15 protein-coding genes are annotated in these 16139 nt (G+C 40.0%); 12 read left to right on the top strand and 3 right to left on the bottom strand.

Annotated elements, in window-relative coordinates; translation table 11 throughout:
- The first annotated feature begins 10 nt into the window (after window positions 1-10).
- The 10 genes from cyoE (at window position 11) to AC0VZ5_RS14970 (ending at window position 10221) form a co-directional block, all read left to right on the top strand.
- A complete protein-coding gene (gene cyoE, locus AC0VZ5_RS15015; protein ID WP_475473495.1) occupies window positions 11-940 on the top strand; it encodes a heme o synthase in 930 nt (309 codons plus the stop codon).
- Window positions 937-1554, top strand: a complete 618-nt coding sequence (locus AC0VZ5_RS15010) for an SCO family protein (protein WP_178956739.1) — start codon at window positions 937-939, stop codon at window positions 1552-1554. Before cyoE ends, AC0VZ5_RS15010 begins: the two co-directional genes overlap by 4 nt.
- Window positions 1555-1716: 162 nt before the next feature.
- Entirely contained in the window at window positions 1717-1989 is a 273-nt protein-coding gene (locus tag AC0VZ5_RS15005) for an STAS domain-containing protein (protein WP_138608351.1), read from the top strand.
- 8 nt (window positions 1990-1997) lie between these two features.
- Entirely contained in the window at window positions 1998-2360 is a 363-nt protein-coding gene (locus AC0VZ5_RS15000) for a response regulator (RefSeq protein ID WP_008115349.1), read from the top strand.
- A 14-nt stretch (window positions 2361-2374) separates the two neighbouring features.
- Window positions 2375-4465 carry a chemotaxis protein CheA gene (locus AC0VZ5_RS14995; RefSeq protein WP_464710849.1) on the top strand — a complete coding sequence of 697 codons (2091 nt, stop codon included), beginning with the start codon at window positions 2375-2377 and terminating at the stop codon, window positions 4463-4465.
- Complete coding sequence (locus tag AC0VZ5_RS14990) at window positions 4447-4932, top strand: chemotaxis protein CheW (protein WP_138608347.1); 486 nt, start codon at window positions 4447-4449, stop codon at window positions 4930-4932. Before AC0VZ5_RS14995 ends, AC0VZ5_RS14990 begins: the two co-directional genes overlap by 19 nt.
- Before the next feature lie 48 nt (window positions 4933-4980).
- Complete coding sequence (locus AC0VZ5_RS14985) at window positions 4981-7680, top strand: methyl-accepting chemotaxis protein (protein ID WP_138608345.1); 2700 nt, start codon at window positions 4981-4983, stop codon at window positions 7678-7680.
- A gap of 69 nt (window positions 7681-7749) precedes the next feature.
- Window positions 7750-8580, top strand: coding sequence for a CheR family methyltransferase (locus tag AC0VZ5_RS14980; RefSeq protein WP_131691797.1), 831 nt, complete (start codon window positions 7750-7752; stop codon window positions 8578-8580).
- The gene (gene cheD / locus AC0VZ5_RS14975; RefSeq protein WP_138608343.1) at window positions 8564-9181 is read left to right on the top strand and encodes a chemoreceptor glutamine deamidase CheD; all 618 of its coding nucleotides are present in this window, start codon (window positions 8564-8566) and stop codon (window positions 9179-9181) included. Before AC0VZ5_RS14980 ends, cheD begins: the two co-directional genes overlap by 17 nt.
- 8 nt (window positions 9182-9189) lie before the next feature.
- Window positions 9190-10221 carry a protein-glutamate methylesterase/protein-glutamine glutaminase gene (locus tag AC0VZ5_RS14970; protein ID WP_138608340.1) on the top strand — a complete coding sequence of 344 codons (1032 nt, stop codon included), beginning with the start codon at window positions 9190-9192 and terminating at the stop codon, window positions 10219-10221.
- Between the two features lie 3 nt (window positions 10222-10224).
- Here the strand turns inward: AC0VZ5_RS14970 and AC0VZ5_RS14965 are convergent, their stop codons facing one another.
- Window positions 10225-11250 carry a polysaccharide deacetylase family protein gene (locus AC0VZ5_RS14965; RefSeq protein WP_475473490.1) on the bottom strand — a complete coding sequence of 342 codons (1026 nt, stop codon included), beginning with the start codon at window positions 11248-11250 and terminating at the stop codon, window positions 10225-10227.
- On the opposite strand from AC0VZ5_RS14965, the gene AC0VZ5_RS14960 reads away from it, so the two are divergent.
- Entirely contained in the window at window positions 11230-12564 is a 1335-nt protein-coding gene (locus tag AC0VZ5_RS14960) for an MATE family efflux transporter (RefSeq protein ID WP_475473488.1), read from the top strand. The two genes, AC0VZ5_RS14965 and AC0VZ5_RS14960, sit on opposite strands and share 21 nt — an antisense overlap.
- Before the next feature lie 18 nt (window positions 12565-12582).
- Here the strand turns inward: AC0VZ5_RS14960 and AC0VZ5_RS14955 are convergent, their stop codons facing one another.
- Both AC0VZ5_RS14955 and nfuA read right to left on the bottom strand, forming a co-directional pair.
- On the bottom strand, window positions 12583-12852 hold the full coding sequence (locus AC0VZ5_RS14955; protein WP_475473486.1) for a hypothetical protein: 270 nt from the start codon (window positions 12850-12852) through the stop codon (window positions 12583-12585).
- 13 nt (window positions 12853-12865) lie between these two features.
- The gene (nfuA, locus tag AC0VZ5_RS14950; protein ID WP_008465569.1) at window positions 12866-13441 is read right to left on the bottom strand and encodes a Fe-S biogenesis protein NfuA; all 576 of its coding nucleotides are present in this window, start codon (window positions 13439-13441) and stop codon (window positions 12866-12868) included.
- Window positions 13442-13587: 146 nt separating this feature from the next.
- Here nfuA and AC0VZ5_RS14945 point away from each other — a divergent pair, with 146 nt between their 5' ends.
- A complete protein-coding gene (locus tag AC0VZ5_RS14945; protein ID WP_475473484.1) occupies window positions 13588-16137 on the top strand; it encodes a M14 metallopeptidase family protein in 2550 nt (849 codons plus the stop codon).
- Window positions 16138-16139 lie beyond the last annotated feature (2 nt).

Here is a 16139-nt window from a genome sequence, read left to right as displayed (position 1 = left end):
GGGAATCGTTATGGCACTTACAATTAACAAAAAAGCAATGCAGCCCGTTTATAGCCCATCGTTATTGACTAAAAGTTATCATTTAATCCAAGATTATTTAGCAATCAGTAAATTTAAAGTGGTGGCTATGTTGGTGTTAACGGCATGGGTGGGCTTGGCTCTCGCCCCTGACGTTGGTAGAGGCATTGGGGTTCAGTTCATAAGTTTATTAGGGATTGGTTTACTCTCTGCGGCAGCTGCCGTTATCAATCATGTGGTTGATAGTGAAATTGATAGTAAAATGGCACGTACACGCCACCGCCCAGTCGCCAAAGGGCGCTTAAGTAAATTACACGCATTGAGTTTTGCTGCTGTTATTGGCGTGGCAGGGTTTATTATGTTGATGTTGTGGGCAAATACACTCACTGCCATACTTACTTTATTTGCACTTGTAGGTTACGCATTTATTTATACGTCGTTTTTAAAACGCGCCACGCCACAAAATATAGTGATTGGTGGTTTGGCTGGCGCCATGCCTCCTTTACTTGGTTGGGTGTCTGAAACCAATCAAATGGCAGCCGCTCCTTGGTTGTTGGTTATGATTATATTCACATGGACTCCTCCGCATTTTTGGGCGTTAGCAATCGCGCGTAAAAGTGATTACGAACGCGCTAAAATCCCTATGTTACCTGTGACCCATGGAATCGAATTTTGTAAAACCTGTGTGCTCGCATACTCAGTGCTATTAGCCATTGTGTGCGTACTCCCTTATTTGATAGGTATGTCGGGGCTTATTTATTTAAGCGGGGCATGTATCCTCAATGTGGTATTTATATACAAAGCAATTAACTTAAAATTTGCCGCTAAAGAAGACACCGCAATGGATTTATTTCGTTTTTCGATTGTTCATTTAATGATACTCTTTGTTATCTTATTTATAGATAAATGGCTAGTTATATGAAGCAGTTATGGTGTGGGTTAATTGTTTTTTCGGTGCTTTTTTTATCGGCATGTGGTGATAAAAAAAGTTTACAGGATCTTGATGCATTAGTGTACGAAACAGCAAAACCGTTATCTGATTTTTCGTTGAATGATCAACAGGGGGAGTTAGTAACCAAACAGCAGTTTTTGGGTCAATGGAACTTAGTTTTTCTAGGCTACACAAGCTGCCCTGATATTTGTCCAATGACGCTTGCTAAGCTCAACAATGTCTATAAAAACTTACAAGCTAATTATCCCCTGCAGGTGTGGTTTATATCTGTTGATCCTAAACGAGATATTGCTCAAAGGCGTAAAGAGTACATAGATTATTTTAACCCTGACTTTTTAGCTGTATCTGGGGAGCATAAAGACCTATTTCCATTTGTACGTGAGTTGGGATTAATTTATGCAATTAGTGATAGTGATGAATCTGACTACGCGGTGGATCATAGTGCATCGGTTGCACTTGTTGATGGCAGTGGCGCACTAAGAGCTATTTTTAAGCCTGAATTTAAACAAGGAGATGTGCCTTTGGTTAATACTACAAAATTAACGGCAGAATTTATTGAAATTGCAGATTTTTACAAAAACTAGCTTTTAATGACTTAACGATTTTAGAGGGGCTTTGTGCCCCTTTTTACGTTTTTTAACAGCTAATTTTAATTAATTGGTTATTTTTTGGTTGTTTTTATGGCGTTTTCTTTATCTCGGTCTAAGCTTTTGGTATGGATCGAGTTGATAAGGAAAAGCTTAAAAATGCTTAAACTACCAAATGAACTTTCAATTGTTCAAGTTGACGTTTTACATCAAGATTTATTAAGCGAACTTAATAACAGCCGAGATATTTGTCTAGATATTAGCGATGTTATGTCTGCTGATACCGCCTCGGTTCAACTTCTTTGTGCCCTACAAAAACACCTTCTTACTATCAATCAAAAAATTGCCTGGGTTGGCAGCAGTGACGCATTAAAAAATGTCATTGAACAACTCGGTTTAAGTGAATATTTAGCTTCAGAAAGTACTAACTAGAGGTTTATATGAAAAGAATTTTAGCTGTCGATGATTCTGCATCAATGCGCCAAATGGTGAGCTTTACGTTAAAAACAGCAGGGTTTGATGTTACCGAAGCCAAAGATGGCAGCGAGGCATTAGCCATTGCCAAGCAACAAGGTTTTGATGCAGTTATTTCTGATGTAAACATGCCAATTATGGATGGGATAACGCTTATTAGAGAGCTAAGAGGGCTACCAGATTACAAGTTTACACCGCTGCTTATGTTAACTACGGAGTCGGGGATGGATAAAAAAGTAGAAGGTAAAGCTGCAGGGGCAACAGGGTGGATTGTAAAACCTTTTAATCCAGATCAGCTATTAGCCGTGCTAAAAAAAGTAATCCGTTAACTTAGGAGTGCACTGTGAGTATTGATTTAAGCCAGTTTTTTGAAGTGTTCTTTGAAGAGAGTTTTGAAGGCCTCGATATAATGGAGACTGAATTACTCAACTTAGTGCCAGGCGAAGAAGACTTAGAAACCATTAATACTATATTTAGAGCTGCTCATTCAATAAAAGGGGGCAGTGCTACTTTTGGGTTCAACTCAATTGCAAATTTTACCCATGTATTAGAAACATTACTGGATCAAATTCGTGAAGGTGAGCGCAATATAACTAGCGAGCACATTAATTTATTACTTAAATCAGTGGATTGCTTAAGGGCTTTGCTAAGTTCGCTAAAGGTACAGGAAGAACCAGATTTAGCCCAAGCAGATACTTTACGAGAGCAGTTCGAGAAATTACTAGGTATGCCAGCTGGTGAAGAGCAAGGTGAAGAAACACATCATGAACAGGTTATAGTTAATACTTACCAGATTGATTTTAAGCCACATTTTCATCTATTTAAAACCGGTAATGAACCTTTGTTTATGATCAGCGAATTAGCCGAGCTTGGTGAGTTAGAAGTACAGGTATTCACCGATGCCATACCTGATATTAAAGAATTATCCAGCGATGAGTGCTTTTTATATTGGCGGTTTTTCTTAAACACTGAGCGAGATGAGCAAGCCATTAAAGAGATTTTTGAATGGGTTGAAGATGATGCAGATATTAAAATTGAGCTATGCGGTGGCTTATTTAATGATGCTAAAGCCGGATCAGAAGAAGTAATTAACGAATCGGTTGTTGTGGAGGAAGCTCCCAAAATTGCTGAGCAACCCAAAGCAAATAAAGCAAAGGCAGTTGCCAATGCGCCCAGCGCAAAAGCTGCACCAGAATCAACCTCTATTCGAGTTGGTATCGATAAGGTTGACTCATTAATTAATATGGTGGGCGAGTTAGTTATTACCCAAGCAATGTTAAATCAGCTTAGCGAACAGGAAATGACAGCTACTGCAGTAACCTCGCTTCAAGAGGGATTAGCACAACTAGCGCATAATACTCGAGACTTACAAGAAAACGTGATGCGTATTCGTATGCTGCCAATTAATTTTGTGTTTAGTCGCTTTCCACGTTTGGTGCGTGATATTGCTCAAAAGCTCAATAAAGAGGTGGAGCTAAAGCTGATCGGAGAGCAAACCGAGTTAGATAAAACTGTGATGGAAAAAATATCTGATCCTATGGTGCATTTAGTAAGAAACTCACTGGATCATGGTATTGAAACTGTTGAAAAGCGTATTGCAGCAGGTAAAGATCCTGTGGGTAAGGTTACATTAAATGCTTTTCATCAGGGAGGAAATATCGTCATTGAAATTATGGACGATGGCCAAGGCCTTAACACCCAAAAGATTAAAGAAAAAGCGATTGCCAACGAACTTATTGCTAGCGATAGCGAGTTAACAGATGATGAAATTAACGAACTTATATTCATGCCAGGGTTTTCTACTGCTGATGAAGTAAGTGACTTATCTGGCCGGGGTGTGGGTATGGACGTGGTGAAACGCAATATCCAATCATTAAATGGCTCGGTAGAAGTGACATCCGCTGCTGGAATTGGTTCTACCTTTACTATTCGGCTGCCGCTTACTTTGGCTATTTTAGATGGGCAATTGGTTAAAGTAGCCAAGCATACTTACATTATTCCACTGATCTCGATTGTAGAATCGCTGCAAATTGATATTGCAAAAGTAAGCCGTGTTGGGAAAGACCTAGATGTCCTCAGATTACGTGATGAATACATTCCTATTCTGCGTTTATACGAGATTTTTAACCATCAAGATGCGATTGAATCATTAGATAAGACCTTATTGGTTGTGGTGGAAAACGATAATCAAAAAGTAGGGGTGCTCGTTGACGATTTACTTTCACAACAACAGGTGGTTATAAAAAGCTTGGAGGCTAATTACCACAAAGTGGACGGAGTTTCTGGGGCAACTATTTTAGGTGATGGTCGCGTTTCGTTAATTTTAGATATTAGCGGTTTGATTAAGCTTTCAGGGTTAAAAAAGCCTGGCAGCCAAGCATTGAGTATTGAACCATCAGCTACTCTGGAGGATTCATGTTCTCTGAATCAATAGCATTAAATAGCAATATTGAGCTGCAGCGCAAAGAAGGGATTAAGCAGTTTCTTACCTTTATTATGGCTGAAGAAGAATACGGAGTAGATATATTAACGGTGCAAGAAATCCGCAGCTGGGAAGACATAACCGCACTGCCAAATGCCCCAGATTATGTAAAAGGCGTTATTAATTTACGCGGCACTATAGTGCCCATTATTGATTTACGCTTAAGGTTTGGCTTACCCACTATCGCCTATGGGCCATTAACAGTAGTGATTATTGTAAAAGTAGAGTTTGAGCAAGAAAGTAAAGTAATGGGTATTACGGTAGATGCAGTGGCTGATGTTTATAGCATTGCAGAGCAAGATGCTAAAGCTGTGCCGAGTTTAACCCAAACTAATGAGAGTGAATATGTAGCAGGGTTAGTCAATGTAGGCGAAAAAATGGTCGCCCTAATTGATTTGCCAGCAACCATGGATATTTAGCGGTAACAGTAACTAAATAAAGTAAATAACTTAAAGGTGGTGATAAGCATGGGATGGTTTAGTAATTCAAAACAGTCTAAATCAAGCAATGATTTGATCATAAATGCATTGCATAAATCATTAGCAATAATTGAATTTGAGCCTAATGGAAGAATAATTACTGCCAATGTTAATTTTCTTCGTGTAATGGATTACTCACTTGCTGAGGTTCAAGGTCAGCACCACTCTTTATTTGTTAGTCCTAGCGAAGCGAAAAGCGATGAGTACCATCAGTTTTGGCAGCGATTGAGCGCGGGTGAATTTATTTCAGATGAATTTAAGCGGTTTGGAAAAAATGGTAAAGAAGTATGGATACAAGCCACGTATAACCCTGTTATAGACTCTCAGGGGCAAGTAATTAAAGTGATTAAGTTTGCTACTGAGATCACTTTGCAAAAATTAAAGGCAGCCGAAGCGGCCGGACAAGTTGCAGCAATAAATAAGTCGCAAGCGGTAATCGAGTTTGACTTAGATGGCACAGTGATTAATGCCAACAAGAACTTTTTAGCCACGTTTGGCTACCAACTTGATGAAATACAGGGTAAGCACCATCGTTTATTTGTTGCACCTGAGTATGCAAATAGTGCGGATTATCAAACTTTTTGGGCCAAACTGGGTAGAGGTGAATACGACCGAGGTGAGTATTTACGATTTGATAAACAAGGCCGTGAAATTTGGATTAATGCTTCTTACAATCCCATTTATGATATGGACGGAAAATTAATAAAAATCATAAAATACGCAACGGACATTAGCGAACAAAAAGAACTAGAAAAAACCTCTAAAAAAACTGCCGACTTAGCCAGCGCCCTAAAAGTATGCCAAGCGAATGTGATGATTGCTGATAATGACTTAAACATTATTTTTGTCAACGAACAAGTTAAGCAAATGCTAAAAGCACGCGAAAGAGATTTGCAATCGGTATTACCTAACTTTGCTGTAAGTGACTTAATCGGCACATGTGTTGATGATTTTCATCAACATCCAGCGCATCAGCGCGAGCTATTAAAAAAATTAGATGCGCCCCATAAAGCGACACTTAAATTAGCTGGTCTTATTTTTGATTTAATTGCTTCGCCATGGTTTAACGAAGAAGGAGAGCGCTTGGGAACAATTGTTGAGTGGCAAGATATTACTGATGAAGTATTTAAGGCCGATGCAGAGCGTGCCAGAGCACAGGAGAACTTACGTGTTCGCCGAGCGTTAGACACTGTAGCAACAAACACTATGATTGCAGATGCATCGAATGTGATTGTTTATATGAATGACGCGGTGAAAAATATGATGAGCAATGCTCAAAATGATATACGCATTGATTTACCTAACTTTGATAGCAAAAATCTACTGAATCAAAATATTGATATATTTCATAAAAATCCAGCCCATCAGCAAAATATGTTGGCTAAGTTAACGGATACCTACAACACTGAAATTAAAGTGGGAGGCAGAACCTTTGGCTTAGTTGCTAACCCAATTATTACGCCAGACGATGAGCGAATTGGAACTGTAGTTGAATGGGAAGACAGAACAGCAGAAGTAGCCATAGAAAAAGAGGTTGCTCAGCTGGTCAGTGCCGCAAGTAAAGGAGAGTTAAATAGCCGTGTGGTTGAGCAAGGAAAGGATGGCTTTTTCCTACGTTTAGCTCAAGGTCTTAATAGTTTAGTTAAAGTGGTTGACGAAGCGGTAACTGATACAGGCAATATGCTTGATGCCATGGCTACTGGTGATTTATCTAAACGGATCGAAAAACAGTATCACGGCTCGTTTGAAAAACTGAAAACAGATGCAAATGCGACAGCAGATAAGCTAACTGAGGTTATTAATCGAATTAACACATCAGCCACTTTGGTGGCCAGTGGAGCAGAAGAGATTTCACAAGGTAATGCTGATCTAAGTCAGCGCACAGAGGAGCAAGCATCATCATTAGAGGAGACGGCTTCTAGTATGGAAGAGATGACCAGTACGGTTCGTCAAAATGCTGATAATGCCAAGGTGGCTAATGACTTAGCTGAAGAAACCTGTGATAAAGCAGTTCAAGGTGGCGAGGTTGTGAATAAGGCCGTAACCAGTATGTCTGCAATTAATGAATCGAGTAAAAAAATTGCTGACATCATAGGTGTAATAGACGAAATAGCATTCCAAACAAACCTACTAGCTCTCAATGCTGCTGTAGAAGCTGCAAGAGCAGGTGAGCAAGGCCGAGGTTTTGCGGTTGTTGCGGGTGAAGTGCGTAACTTAGCTCAGCGCTCAGCTGGTGCAGCTAAAGAAATTAAAGAGTTAATTAGAGATAGTGTTGGCAAAGTTGCTGATGGTAGCGCTCTTGTAAATGAATCAGGTGTGACGTTACAGGAGATTGTGGTGTCGGTGAAACGTGTGACACAAATGATAGCTGATATAACTCAGGCCTCTGAAGAGCAAAGTGCAGGGATTGAGCAAGTAAATAAAGCTGTATCGCAAATGGATGAAATGACTCAGCAAAATGCGGCATTGGTTGAAGAGGCATCGGCTGCAGGTGAATCTATGGCAGAGCAGGCTAATGAAATGCGCCGTTTACTGCACTTCTTTTCACTAGGGCAGCAAGATATGGCGGTGGTATCGCCCACCATTCGCACCCCTGAAATAACGCATAAGCAAGAAAATAGCTTTGTTAATAACAAAAGCAAAGGTGAAAACTTTGTAGACTCAGCTGAAGAGTGGGAGGAGTTTTAACCCTATTTTAGATGGTTCAAACAATGAGGTTAGTTTGAATCTATCTTTATATTTATTTGAGAGTGCATAATGAAAGAGTTTTTATTAACGGATAGCGATTTTAAGGAAGTGGCTCATTTAGTGTATAACGCTTGTGGTATTGTGCTTGGAGAGCATAAGCGTGAAATGGTTTACTCACGATTAGCAAGGCGAATTCGTGAGCGTAAATTAACAAACTTTTCTAGTTACCTAGATTACTTAAAAAATCATAAGGATCAGGAGTTTGATGCATTTATTAATGCCATTACTACCAATCTAACCTCTTTTTTTCGTGAAATTCATCACTTTGAGTTTATAAAAGAGCAGTTTATACCAACGCTGTTAAAAACAAATAAACAGACTAAGCGCGTTCGCATTTGGTCTGCTGGCTGCTCTACCGGTGAAGAGCCCTACAGTTTAGCTATGACGTTACAAGGGGCTTTTCCAAGTGATTGGGATGTGAAAATTTTAGCAACTGATCTTGATTCTAATGTATTAGCTAAAGCTCAGAGCGGTATTTATACTGCGGCAAATGTGAATGGATTGGATGATGCACTGCTCAAGCGCTGGTTTTTAACTAGCAAAGACGGTCAAAGTTATAAAGTGAAACCCAAGCTACAGCAATGTATTTCATTTAAGCGTTTAAACTTACTCCAAGATTGGCCTATGAAGGGTCCATTTGATTTGATCTTGTGCAGAAATGTAGTGATTTACTTTGATAAAGAGACAAAGGATCAGCTTTTTAACCGTTATGCCGATATTTTAAATAACCAAGGTTATTTATTTTTAGGGCATTCAGAAACCATGGGAAAAGAGCATGTCTTATTTAAAAACTTAGGGAAAACCATGTATCAAAAAGTAGCCCATGCAAACACAATTTAAGCCAGTATTAGCGGGATTTGAGCATATTAAACGCTATTGGGATGCCACGCGAGATCAAGTGGTCGCTAAGGTATTGCCAGGTGAATTTTATGTTTCTAAAAACGATGAGCTGATCACTACCGTGCTCGGATCGTGCATTGCTGCTTGTGTTTACGACGATAAGCTAGGCATAGGCGGGATCAATCACTTTATGCTACCTATTCAAAAAGGTGAACGAATTGACCAAGCGCATAGTTTAAATTGTCGTTATGGTAACTGGGCTATGGAATATTTAATTAATGAAGTGCTTAAAAATGGCGCTTCTCGGGCAAACTTAAAAGTAAAACTGTTTGGGGGAGGCAAAATAATTAGCGCAATGACAGATATTGGTATTGGCAATATCAGTTTTGCCAATGCATATATAGCAGAAGAAGCGCTAAACTTAGTGGCGCATGATATGGGCGGACCTTGGCCGCGCAAAATATTTTTTAATCCTCATAATGGAAAAGTACAGGTTAAAAAGCTAAGAAATTTACATAATAACACTATTGAAAAACGTGAAGTGCGTTACTTACATAATCTTGAACAGCAAACTAAAGCCACGGATATAGAACTGTTTTAAGGATGGCTATGATTAGAGTATTAATAATTGATGACTCGGCACTGATCAGGCAATTACTGACAGAGATACTGCAACAGGCAAAAGACATTGTGGTAGTGGGCTGTGCACAAGACCCATACGAAGCCAGAGAGATGATCAAAAAGCATAATCCGGATGTACTAACACTGGATGTTGAAATGCCAAAAATGGACGGCATTAGCTTTTTAAAAAACTTAATGCGCTTAAGGCCTATGCCCGTAGTAATGATTTCCACTCTTACTCAAAAAGGCTCACCTATCACCCTTGAAGCGCTTGAACTGGGGGCGGTTGATTTTATTGCAAAGCCAGTAGTTAATGTTAAACAACAAATGAGCCAATATGCTGATATTGTTCAGCAAAAAGTAAGAGTAGCGGCCAGTGCGCGGGTTCGAGGCCACAAAAAAAATAGTACTGTAGCAGAGCCTATCCCCACTAATGCCGAATTTTTAGTAAATAAAGTGATAGCGATTGGTGCGTCAACAGGGGGAACCGAGGCGATAAAAGAAGTGCTTATACGTATGCCCAAAAATTGCCCTCCAATTGTAATTACTCAGCATATTCCTCCCGTATTCAGCACCTCATTTGCAGAGCGGATGCAGCGTACTTGTACTATTAACGTAAAAGAAGCCCAGCAAGGTGATAAATTGCTAGCAGGTTGCGCTTATATAGCCCCAGGTGGGCTTCATTTACGAATTAATAAACAAGGTAGTGCTTTGTATTGTCAGCTTGATGATGGAGAAGCTGTTAATAGACATAAACCCGCGGTGGATGTTTTATTTGACTCATTACTGGAAATTGGTGCAAAACATATTGTTGCCACACTATTAACCGGTATGGGAAGTGATGGTGCAAAGGGATTACTCGCATTAAAGCAACAAGGAGCATACACGCTTGCGCAAGATGAGTTTTCGTCAGTGGTATGGGGTATGCCTAAAGCTGCTATTGATATGGGGGCAGCAAATGAAGTGGTACCGCTGGAGAAAATGACCCAGCGGTTATTAAATCAAGTTATAAAAAAGTAAAACTTAGTTGATCACCCAAGGCTGCGAAAACCAATAATAACTGCCAGCTTGTTTTATTGACGGAGCAGTACAATTAAAGCGTGAGCGGCCTTTATTAAGCTGCTTTGGCGATGTTACCTCAACTGTATTATCGTCTAACCAATCTAAATTAGCTTGACCAACGCTTGATACATAACAGGCAAATTGACTCTTATGAAAGTCGTCTGTCTTAAGTTTTATAGTGAGTGATGGTGGATTTTGTGAAGTTACACTATCTTCATAGGTTAGCTTATTAATAGTAAAGGCAGTCGAATTTATCTTGGTAATTAACGTCTCTAGCTTGCTATAAAAACCAGAGGCAGGGAAGCGCGGTAAGCGGCTAAAGTTAGAGTGTTGATTAACGGCTCCTGAGTGTTGGCCAATACCAATAAAACCTAATTCAGTGACGAGTGCTTGCAGTTGATTGTTAAACTCTCCGTATGGATAGGCAAGGTATTTGTAATCGTGACCTATTTCCTCTTTGATGCGCTGTTGAGAACTAATAATGTCTTTTTTAGTGCGTTCGCGCCATTGGCTAGGCGTTTCATTCTTGCGCTTTTTATGTAGGTAGTTATGCTCGGCACTATGATTAGCAATAAGCGCTCCTTTTTTAGCAAGTTCTCTGAGCTTATCCCACCCCATAACGTAACCCGCCTGTTCATCAATGAGTTTTGGGTTTACAAAAATAGTGTACGGATAGCCAAACTTCTCTAGGATAGGGGCAGCTTGGTCGTAATTATTGTTGTAACCATCATCAAAGGTAATCGCGATTGTTTTGTTCTCTAAAGCCTTACCTTGTTGTAATGCACTAATCAGCTCATTTAATGGAATAACGTTAAAGTTATGCTCTTTTAAATAATTTAAGTGTTTAGTAAAAGTATTGGCACTCACGCTGGTGACAGCGGGAAGGGTTTCACTGACGTGATGATACTGTAGAATAACAGCTGCTTGCGCGCGCAAAGAACCACAAATCAGGAATAATAGTACTAAATGAAACAATTTCTTATACATAATAAAGCACACCATAAAAGCTTGTTGTTGTTAGCCGGTCCGATGATATTATCAAATATTACCGTCCCGTTGTTAGGAATTGTTGATACGGCTGTGATTGGTCATTTGGGGAGCACGCATTATTTAGCCGGTATTGCTTTGGGTTCAACTGTGATCTCTATTTTATTTTGGCTCGCTGGATTTTTAAGAATGAGTACCACTGGGCTGGTGGCGCAGGCTTATGGTCAAAATGATTTAACTCAGCTGGCAGCCTTACTCAAACGCAGTTTGTTATTGGCCAGTAGCGCAGCTTTAATTCTGATTTTATTATCCCCCCTTATAAAACACGCTATTGCCTATTTATCTGCTGCCAATAGTGATGTGCTCAATGAAGCCTATCGCTATTTTAGTATTCGTATTTTTAGCGCCCCTGCAGCGCTATGTAATTTAGTTTTACTAGGCTGGATGTTGGGCGTGCATTATGGACGAGGGCCATTTTATTTACTTTTAGTCACTAACATTACTAATATTGTGCTCGATATTTATTTTGTAGTATACCTTGATTGGGCGGTTGCTGGGGCTGCGTGGGCATCACTTATCGCTGACTATATTGCACTTGTGTTTACTTTATTGCTAGTGGCTCAACTTGCTAAAAAGCATGGTATGAGTTTGGCTGTAGCAAATTGGTTTAGTGTGGAAAAAATGGCAGGACTTCTGAGCTTAAACCGCGATATTTTTATTCGTTCTTTAGTGCTGCAGTTATGCTTTAGCTTTATGACCTTTTATGCTGCTCGCCTAGGTGAAACCACACTGGCTGCCAATGCCGTCCTACTCAATTTTTTAATGTTAGTTAGCTTTGCACTTGATGGAATTGCCTATGCAAGCGAGGCCAAAGTCGGTCAAGCGAAGGGTCAACAAAGTGTTGAGAAGATAAGGCTATGGGTAAAAATAAGTGTATTTTGGGGTATGTTATTTGGCATTTTATATAGTGTGTTTTTTATAGTATTTGGCAGTAGTATTATTAAGCTATTAACGAATGTACCAGAGGTTATTGACGAGGCCATTCACTACTTACCTTGGGTAATTGCATTGCCTATTTTAGCTATGAGCTGTTTTTTGTTTGATGGTATTTTTGTTGGTCTGACTCGCGCTAAAGCGATGCGAAACAGTATGTTGCTTTCAGCGATGGTAGGCTTTTTTGGGGTGTTTTGGCTATTTCAGGACTGGCAAAACAATGGTTTATGGTTAGCTATGAGTTGTTTTATGCTTATGCGAGGCGTTACGCTTATCGTTAAATATCAACAACTAAAAGCTAACAATCAATTACTTAAGTAAGCGAGTTGATATAAACCGTTACTTCCACAGATCGGGGTCGTTATTTTTGGAAGGGATATTTTTTAATACTTGAGAAAAGCGGTTAGCAAAAATACCCGCATAGCCCCAAAAAGCAAAAAATAAAGCGGGGGCTAAAATAACCAAGCCAAGAATTTGTAAACTGTAATGGCTGTAATAGCCCACAGCGATAAATATCACGGCTAGCACAAACAGTGCTAGCCCGCGAAAAAAGCGCTTTAAACTCAACTTAGGGTCACTCCCTAAGCGGTAAATAAGTGGCTTTAGCATAATAGATTAATGCTTAGTAGTAAGAATGCTCGCCAGCTTCATGATCGGTAATGTCAGACACACCTGTGATCTCATCAAATTTAGCAATCATTTCTTTTTCAATGCCTTCTTTTAGTGTGACATCGATCATAGAACACCCATTACAACCACCACCAAACTGGAGTACAGCAACACCAGCTGCAGTGATCTCTACTAAGCTAACTTGGCCGCCATGGTTGGCAAGTTGTGGGTTTACTTCAGTTTCTAGCATGTGCTGCACACGCTCATTCAAGCTGGCATCTTCACCTAGTTTACGTGCTTTAGCATTAGGTGCTTTAAGAGTTAGCTGCGTGCCCATTTTGTCGGTAACAAAATCAATTTCAGCTTCGGCTAAAAAAGGCGCGCTTTCAGCATCAACAACCGCATCAAAGCCGTTAAAATTTAGGCGAATATCGCTCTCTTCTACCGCGTCTTCTGGACAATAAGAAACACCACACTCAGCTTGTGATGTACCAGGGTTAACAACAAACACACGAATATTCGTTTGTTGAGATTGATCTGCTAATAGCTTAGCAAAATGCGCTTGCGCTGTTTCGGAAATAGAAATCATAATACCGTCTATACTTGACTAAATTACTCGGATACTGCATATCATACTCCGCTCATCGTGTTGCGGCTAGTGTTGAGCGTAAAAAGTTGGCATCTATTTTAAGCAATGGTAGCGTGCAATTAACAAACATTTTTAGAGTGATTTATATGCGCTTCATATTAACAATAATGGTGGTGCTAGCCAGTTTTTCAAGTATGGCAAAGCCCCTGTCTTATTATTTTGAGCAACAGGTTGAATTCGATTCTACCATACCAACACCACAAGAGGTGCTGGGTTATCAAGTGGGTGAGTGGCATGTGAGACATGACCAACTTGTTCGCTACATGGAAATTTTAGCTCAAAAAAGCGATCGAATTAATTTTGAAGTAATAGGCCGTACTCATGAGCAGCGCCCGTTAGTTATGCTAACGATTACTGCAGCTAACAAATTAAAAAATATAGAAAAAACTCGCCAAGCGCACTTAGCTCGCCTAAATAATTCAAACAATAAAACAGCGGAGCAGCCAAGTGTTGTATGGATGGGTTACAGTGTTCATGGGAACGAATCATCAGGTAGTAATGCAGCTTTACTAGTCGCTTATTATCTAGCGGCAGCGCAAGGGAATGAAATAAATGAGCTACTTAACAACGCGGTTATTTTACTCGACCCGTCGCTTAACCCAGACGGCTTAGCACGTTTCGCAAATTGGGCTAATAGTAATCGTGGAATGAACTTATCGTCAGATCCGCAAACCCGAGAGCATGTAGAGAGCTGGCCAAGCAGCCGAACAAACCATTATTGGTTTGATTTAAACCGTGATTGGTTGCTGTTACAGCACCCAGAGTCGCGCGCAAGGATTGCTAAGTTTCATTATTGGAAGCCTAATATTTTAACTGACTTTCATGAAATGGGGCCAAATAGTAGCTACTTTTTTCAACCGGGTATCCCAAGTCGTAAACACCCAATTACCCCTGAAGAAAATGTAAGTCTAACCAAAGCGATTGCAAATTATCACGCTAAAACATTAGATGAAAACAACGCGTTATACTTCACCGAAGAAAGCTTTGATGACTTTTATTATGGTAAAGGCTCTACCTACCCCGATGTAAATGGTGGTGTGGGTATTTTATTTGAACAAGCAAGTTCTCGTGGCCATATTCAAGAAACGATCAATGGCCCGCTAACTTTTGCGTTTACGATTAAAAACCAACTGTTAACGAGCTTATCAACGTTTAAAGCGGCGATTGATAACCGCCAAGCTTTGCTAGAGTACCAAGCTAACTTTTATAACAAAGCAGTTGAGCTTGCCAAAGATGAAGACTATCAAGGCTATATTGTTCAAGCAGATGAAGATCATACCCGTACTAACGATTTTTTAAGCATACTTAAACAACATCAAATTAATGCCTACCCAGTGAAAGAAGGGCTAAAAGCTGAAGGTAAAAACTTTACCGCTAATAGTTATTTTGTGCCGCTTGCGCAACCACAATATCGATTAGTTAAAGCTATTTTTAGTGAGCAACAAAACTTTGCCGATAACACCTTTTACGATGTGTCGGGTTGGACATTAGCGCATGCGTTTAATTTATCATTTGCTAAAGTAAACAGCCGCTGGGGATTAGAGGTAGAAAAAACAGCTTGGCAAAAACCAAAGCAGCCAGAGTTAGCGTCATTGACTAAAAATTACGCCTATGGATTTGCATGGAATGACATGCAAGCTCCCAAAATGCTCAATAGTCTGTTACAGCAAGGCATTAAAGCTCGTGTTGCATTAAAACCATTAACAGCAGTATCAACCAATGCAGAAGTAAACTTTGACGCAGGTAGTATTATTATTCCAGCAGGACTTCAAACTGACACCAACTGGGTGACAAAGTTAAACCAAGCACAAAGCCAGTTTGGGATTGAAGTTAAACCAATTACTACCGGTTTAACTAGTAAAGGTGCTGATTTAGGGTCTCGCTCTATGGCTGTGGTTTCTGCACCTAAGGTGTTATTGGTTGGTGGTAAAGGCGTGAGCCAATATGAAGCGGGTGAAGTGTGGTACTACCTAGACCGTTTTGTGGGTGTAGCGCCAACCATTGTTGAAATGGAGCGTTTAGCGTCTTTAGAGCTCAGTAATTACAGCCATATTGTGTTGCCACATGGTAATTATTCTACTTTATCTGATTCCGATAAAGTTGCTATAAAAAGCTGGGTAAGGAAAGGTGGTGTTATTTGGGGGCACAAAGGCGGAGCTAAGTTTTTAGCTGATCAACAGCTATTAAAAGCAAGCTACTTATCGCGTAGAGATGTGGCTAGTGCATTTGATACTCAAGGTTTAAAGTATGCAGACAAAGACCACCTAGCAGGTCGTCAGCGTATTGCAGGTGCGATATTTAATACCAAGGTAGATACAACTCACCCACTAATGTTTTCATTTAAGCGTGACACACTACCCGTATTTAAAAATAGTACTTGGCTACTTGAAGCCTCTGAAGCACCATTTGTAAATATACTTACCTATACACAGCAGCCGCTACTTGCTGGTTTTACTGATGCAATAAATGTAGAGCAAGTGGCTGGTGGGGCAGCGTTAATGGCACACTCTTATGGTCGAGGTAGTGTTATTGCGATGACAGATAACCCTGTATTTAGAGGGTACTGGTATGGTACCAGCCGATTATTAAGTAATGCTTTATTTTTTGGTCACACCTTTCGCGTGAGTGGAAACTAACA

Source organism: Pseudoalteromonas sp. QJM3NY_12, from assembly GCF_056173165.1.
The sequence above is the reverse complement of the archived record's forward strand: the minus strand, read 5'-3'. Positions and strand labels throughout refer to the sequence as shown.

Bases quoted from the DNA above. Each gene is read 5' to 3' on its own strand.
- cyoE (WP_475473495.1), top strand. From the start codon at position 11: ATGGCACTTACAATTAACAAAAAAGCAATGCAGCCCGTTTATAGCCCA.
- AC0VZ5_RS15010 (WP_178956739.1), top strand. From the start codon at position 937: ATGAAGCAGTTATGGTGTGGGTTAATTGTTTTTTCGGTGCTTTTTTTA.
- AC0VZ5_RS15005 (WP_138608351.1), top strand. From the start codon at position 1,717: ATGCTTAAACTACCAAATGAACTTTCAATTGTTCAAGTTGACGTTTTA.
- AC0VZ5_RS15000 (WP_008115349.1), top strand. From the start codon at position 1,998: ATGAAAAGAATTTTAGCTGTCGATGATTCTGCATCAATGCGCCAAATG.
- AC0VZ5_RS14990 (WP_138608347.1), top strand. From the start codon at position 4,447: ATGTTCTCTGAATCAATAGCATTAAATAGCAATATTGAGCTGCAGCGC.
- AC0VZ5_RS14985 (WP_138608345.1), top strand. From the start codon at position 4,981: ATGGGATGGTTTAGTAATTCAAAACAGTCTAAATCAAGCAATGATTTG.
- AC0VZ5_RS14980 (WP_131691797.1), top strand. From the start codon at position 7,750: ATGAAAGAGTTTTTATTAACGGATAGCGATTTTAAGGAAGTGGCTCAT.
- cheD (WP_138608343.1), top strand. From the start codon at position 8,564: ATGCAAACACAATTTAAGCCAGTATTAGCGGGATTTGAGCATATTAAA.
- AC0VZ5_RS14970 (WP_138608340.1), top strand. From the start codon at position 9,190: ATGATTAGAGTATTAATAATTGATGACTCGGCACTGATCAGGCAATTA.
- AC0VZ5_RS14960 (WP_475473488.1), top strand. From the start codon at position 11,230: ATGAAACAATTTCTTATACATAATAAAGCACACCATAAAAGCTTGTTG.
- AC0VZ5_RS14965 (WP_475473490.1), bottom strand. From the start codon at position 11,250: ATGTATAAGAAATTGTTTCATTTAGTACTATTATTCCTGATTTGTGGT.
- AC0VZ5_RS14955 (WP_475473486.1), bottom strand. From the start codon at position 12,852: ATGCTAAAGCCACTTATTTACCGCTTAGGGAGTGACCCTAAGTTGAGT.
- nfuA (WP_008465569.1), bottom strand. From the start codon at position 13,441: ATGATTTCTATTTCCGAAACAGCGCAAGCGCATTTTGCTAAGCTATTA.
- AC0VZ5_RS14945 (WP_475473484.1), top strand. From the start codon at position 13,588: ATGCGCTTCATATTAACAATAATGGTGGTGCTAGCCAGTTTTTCAAGT.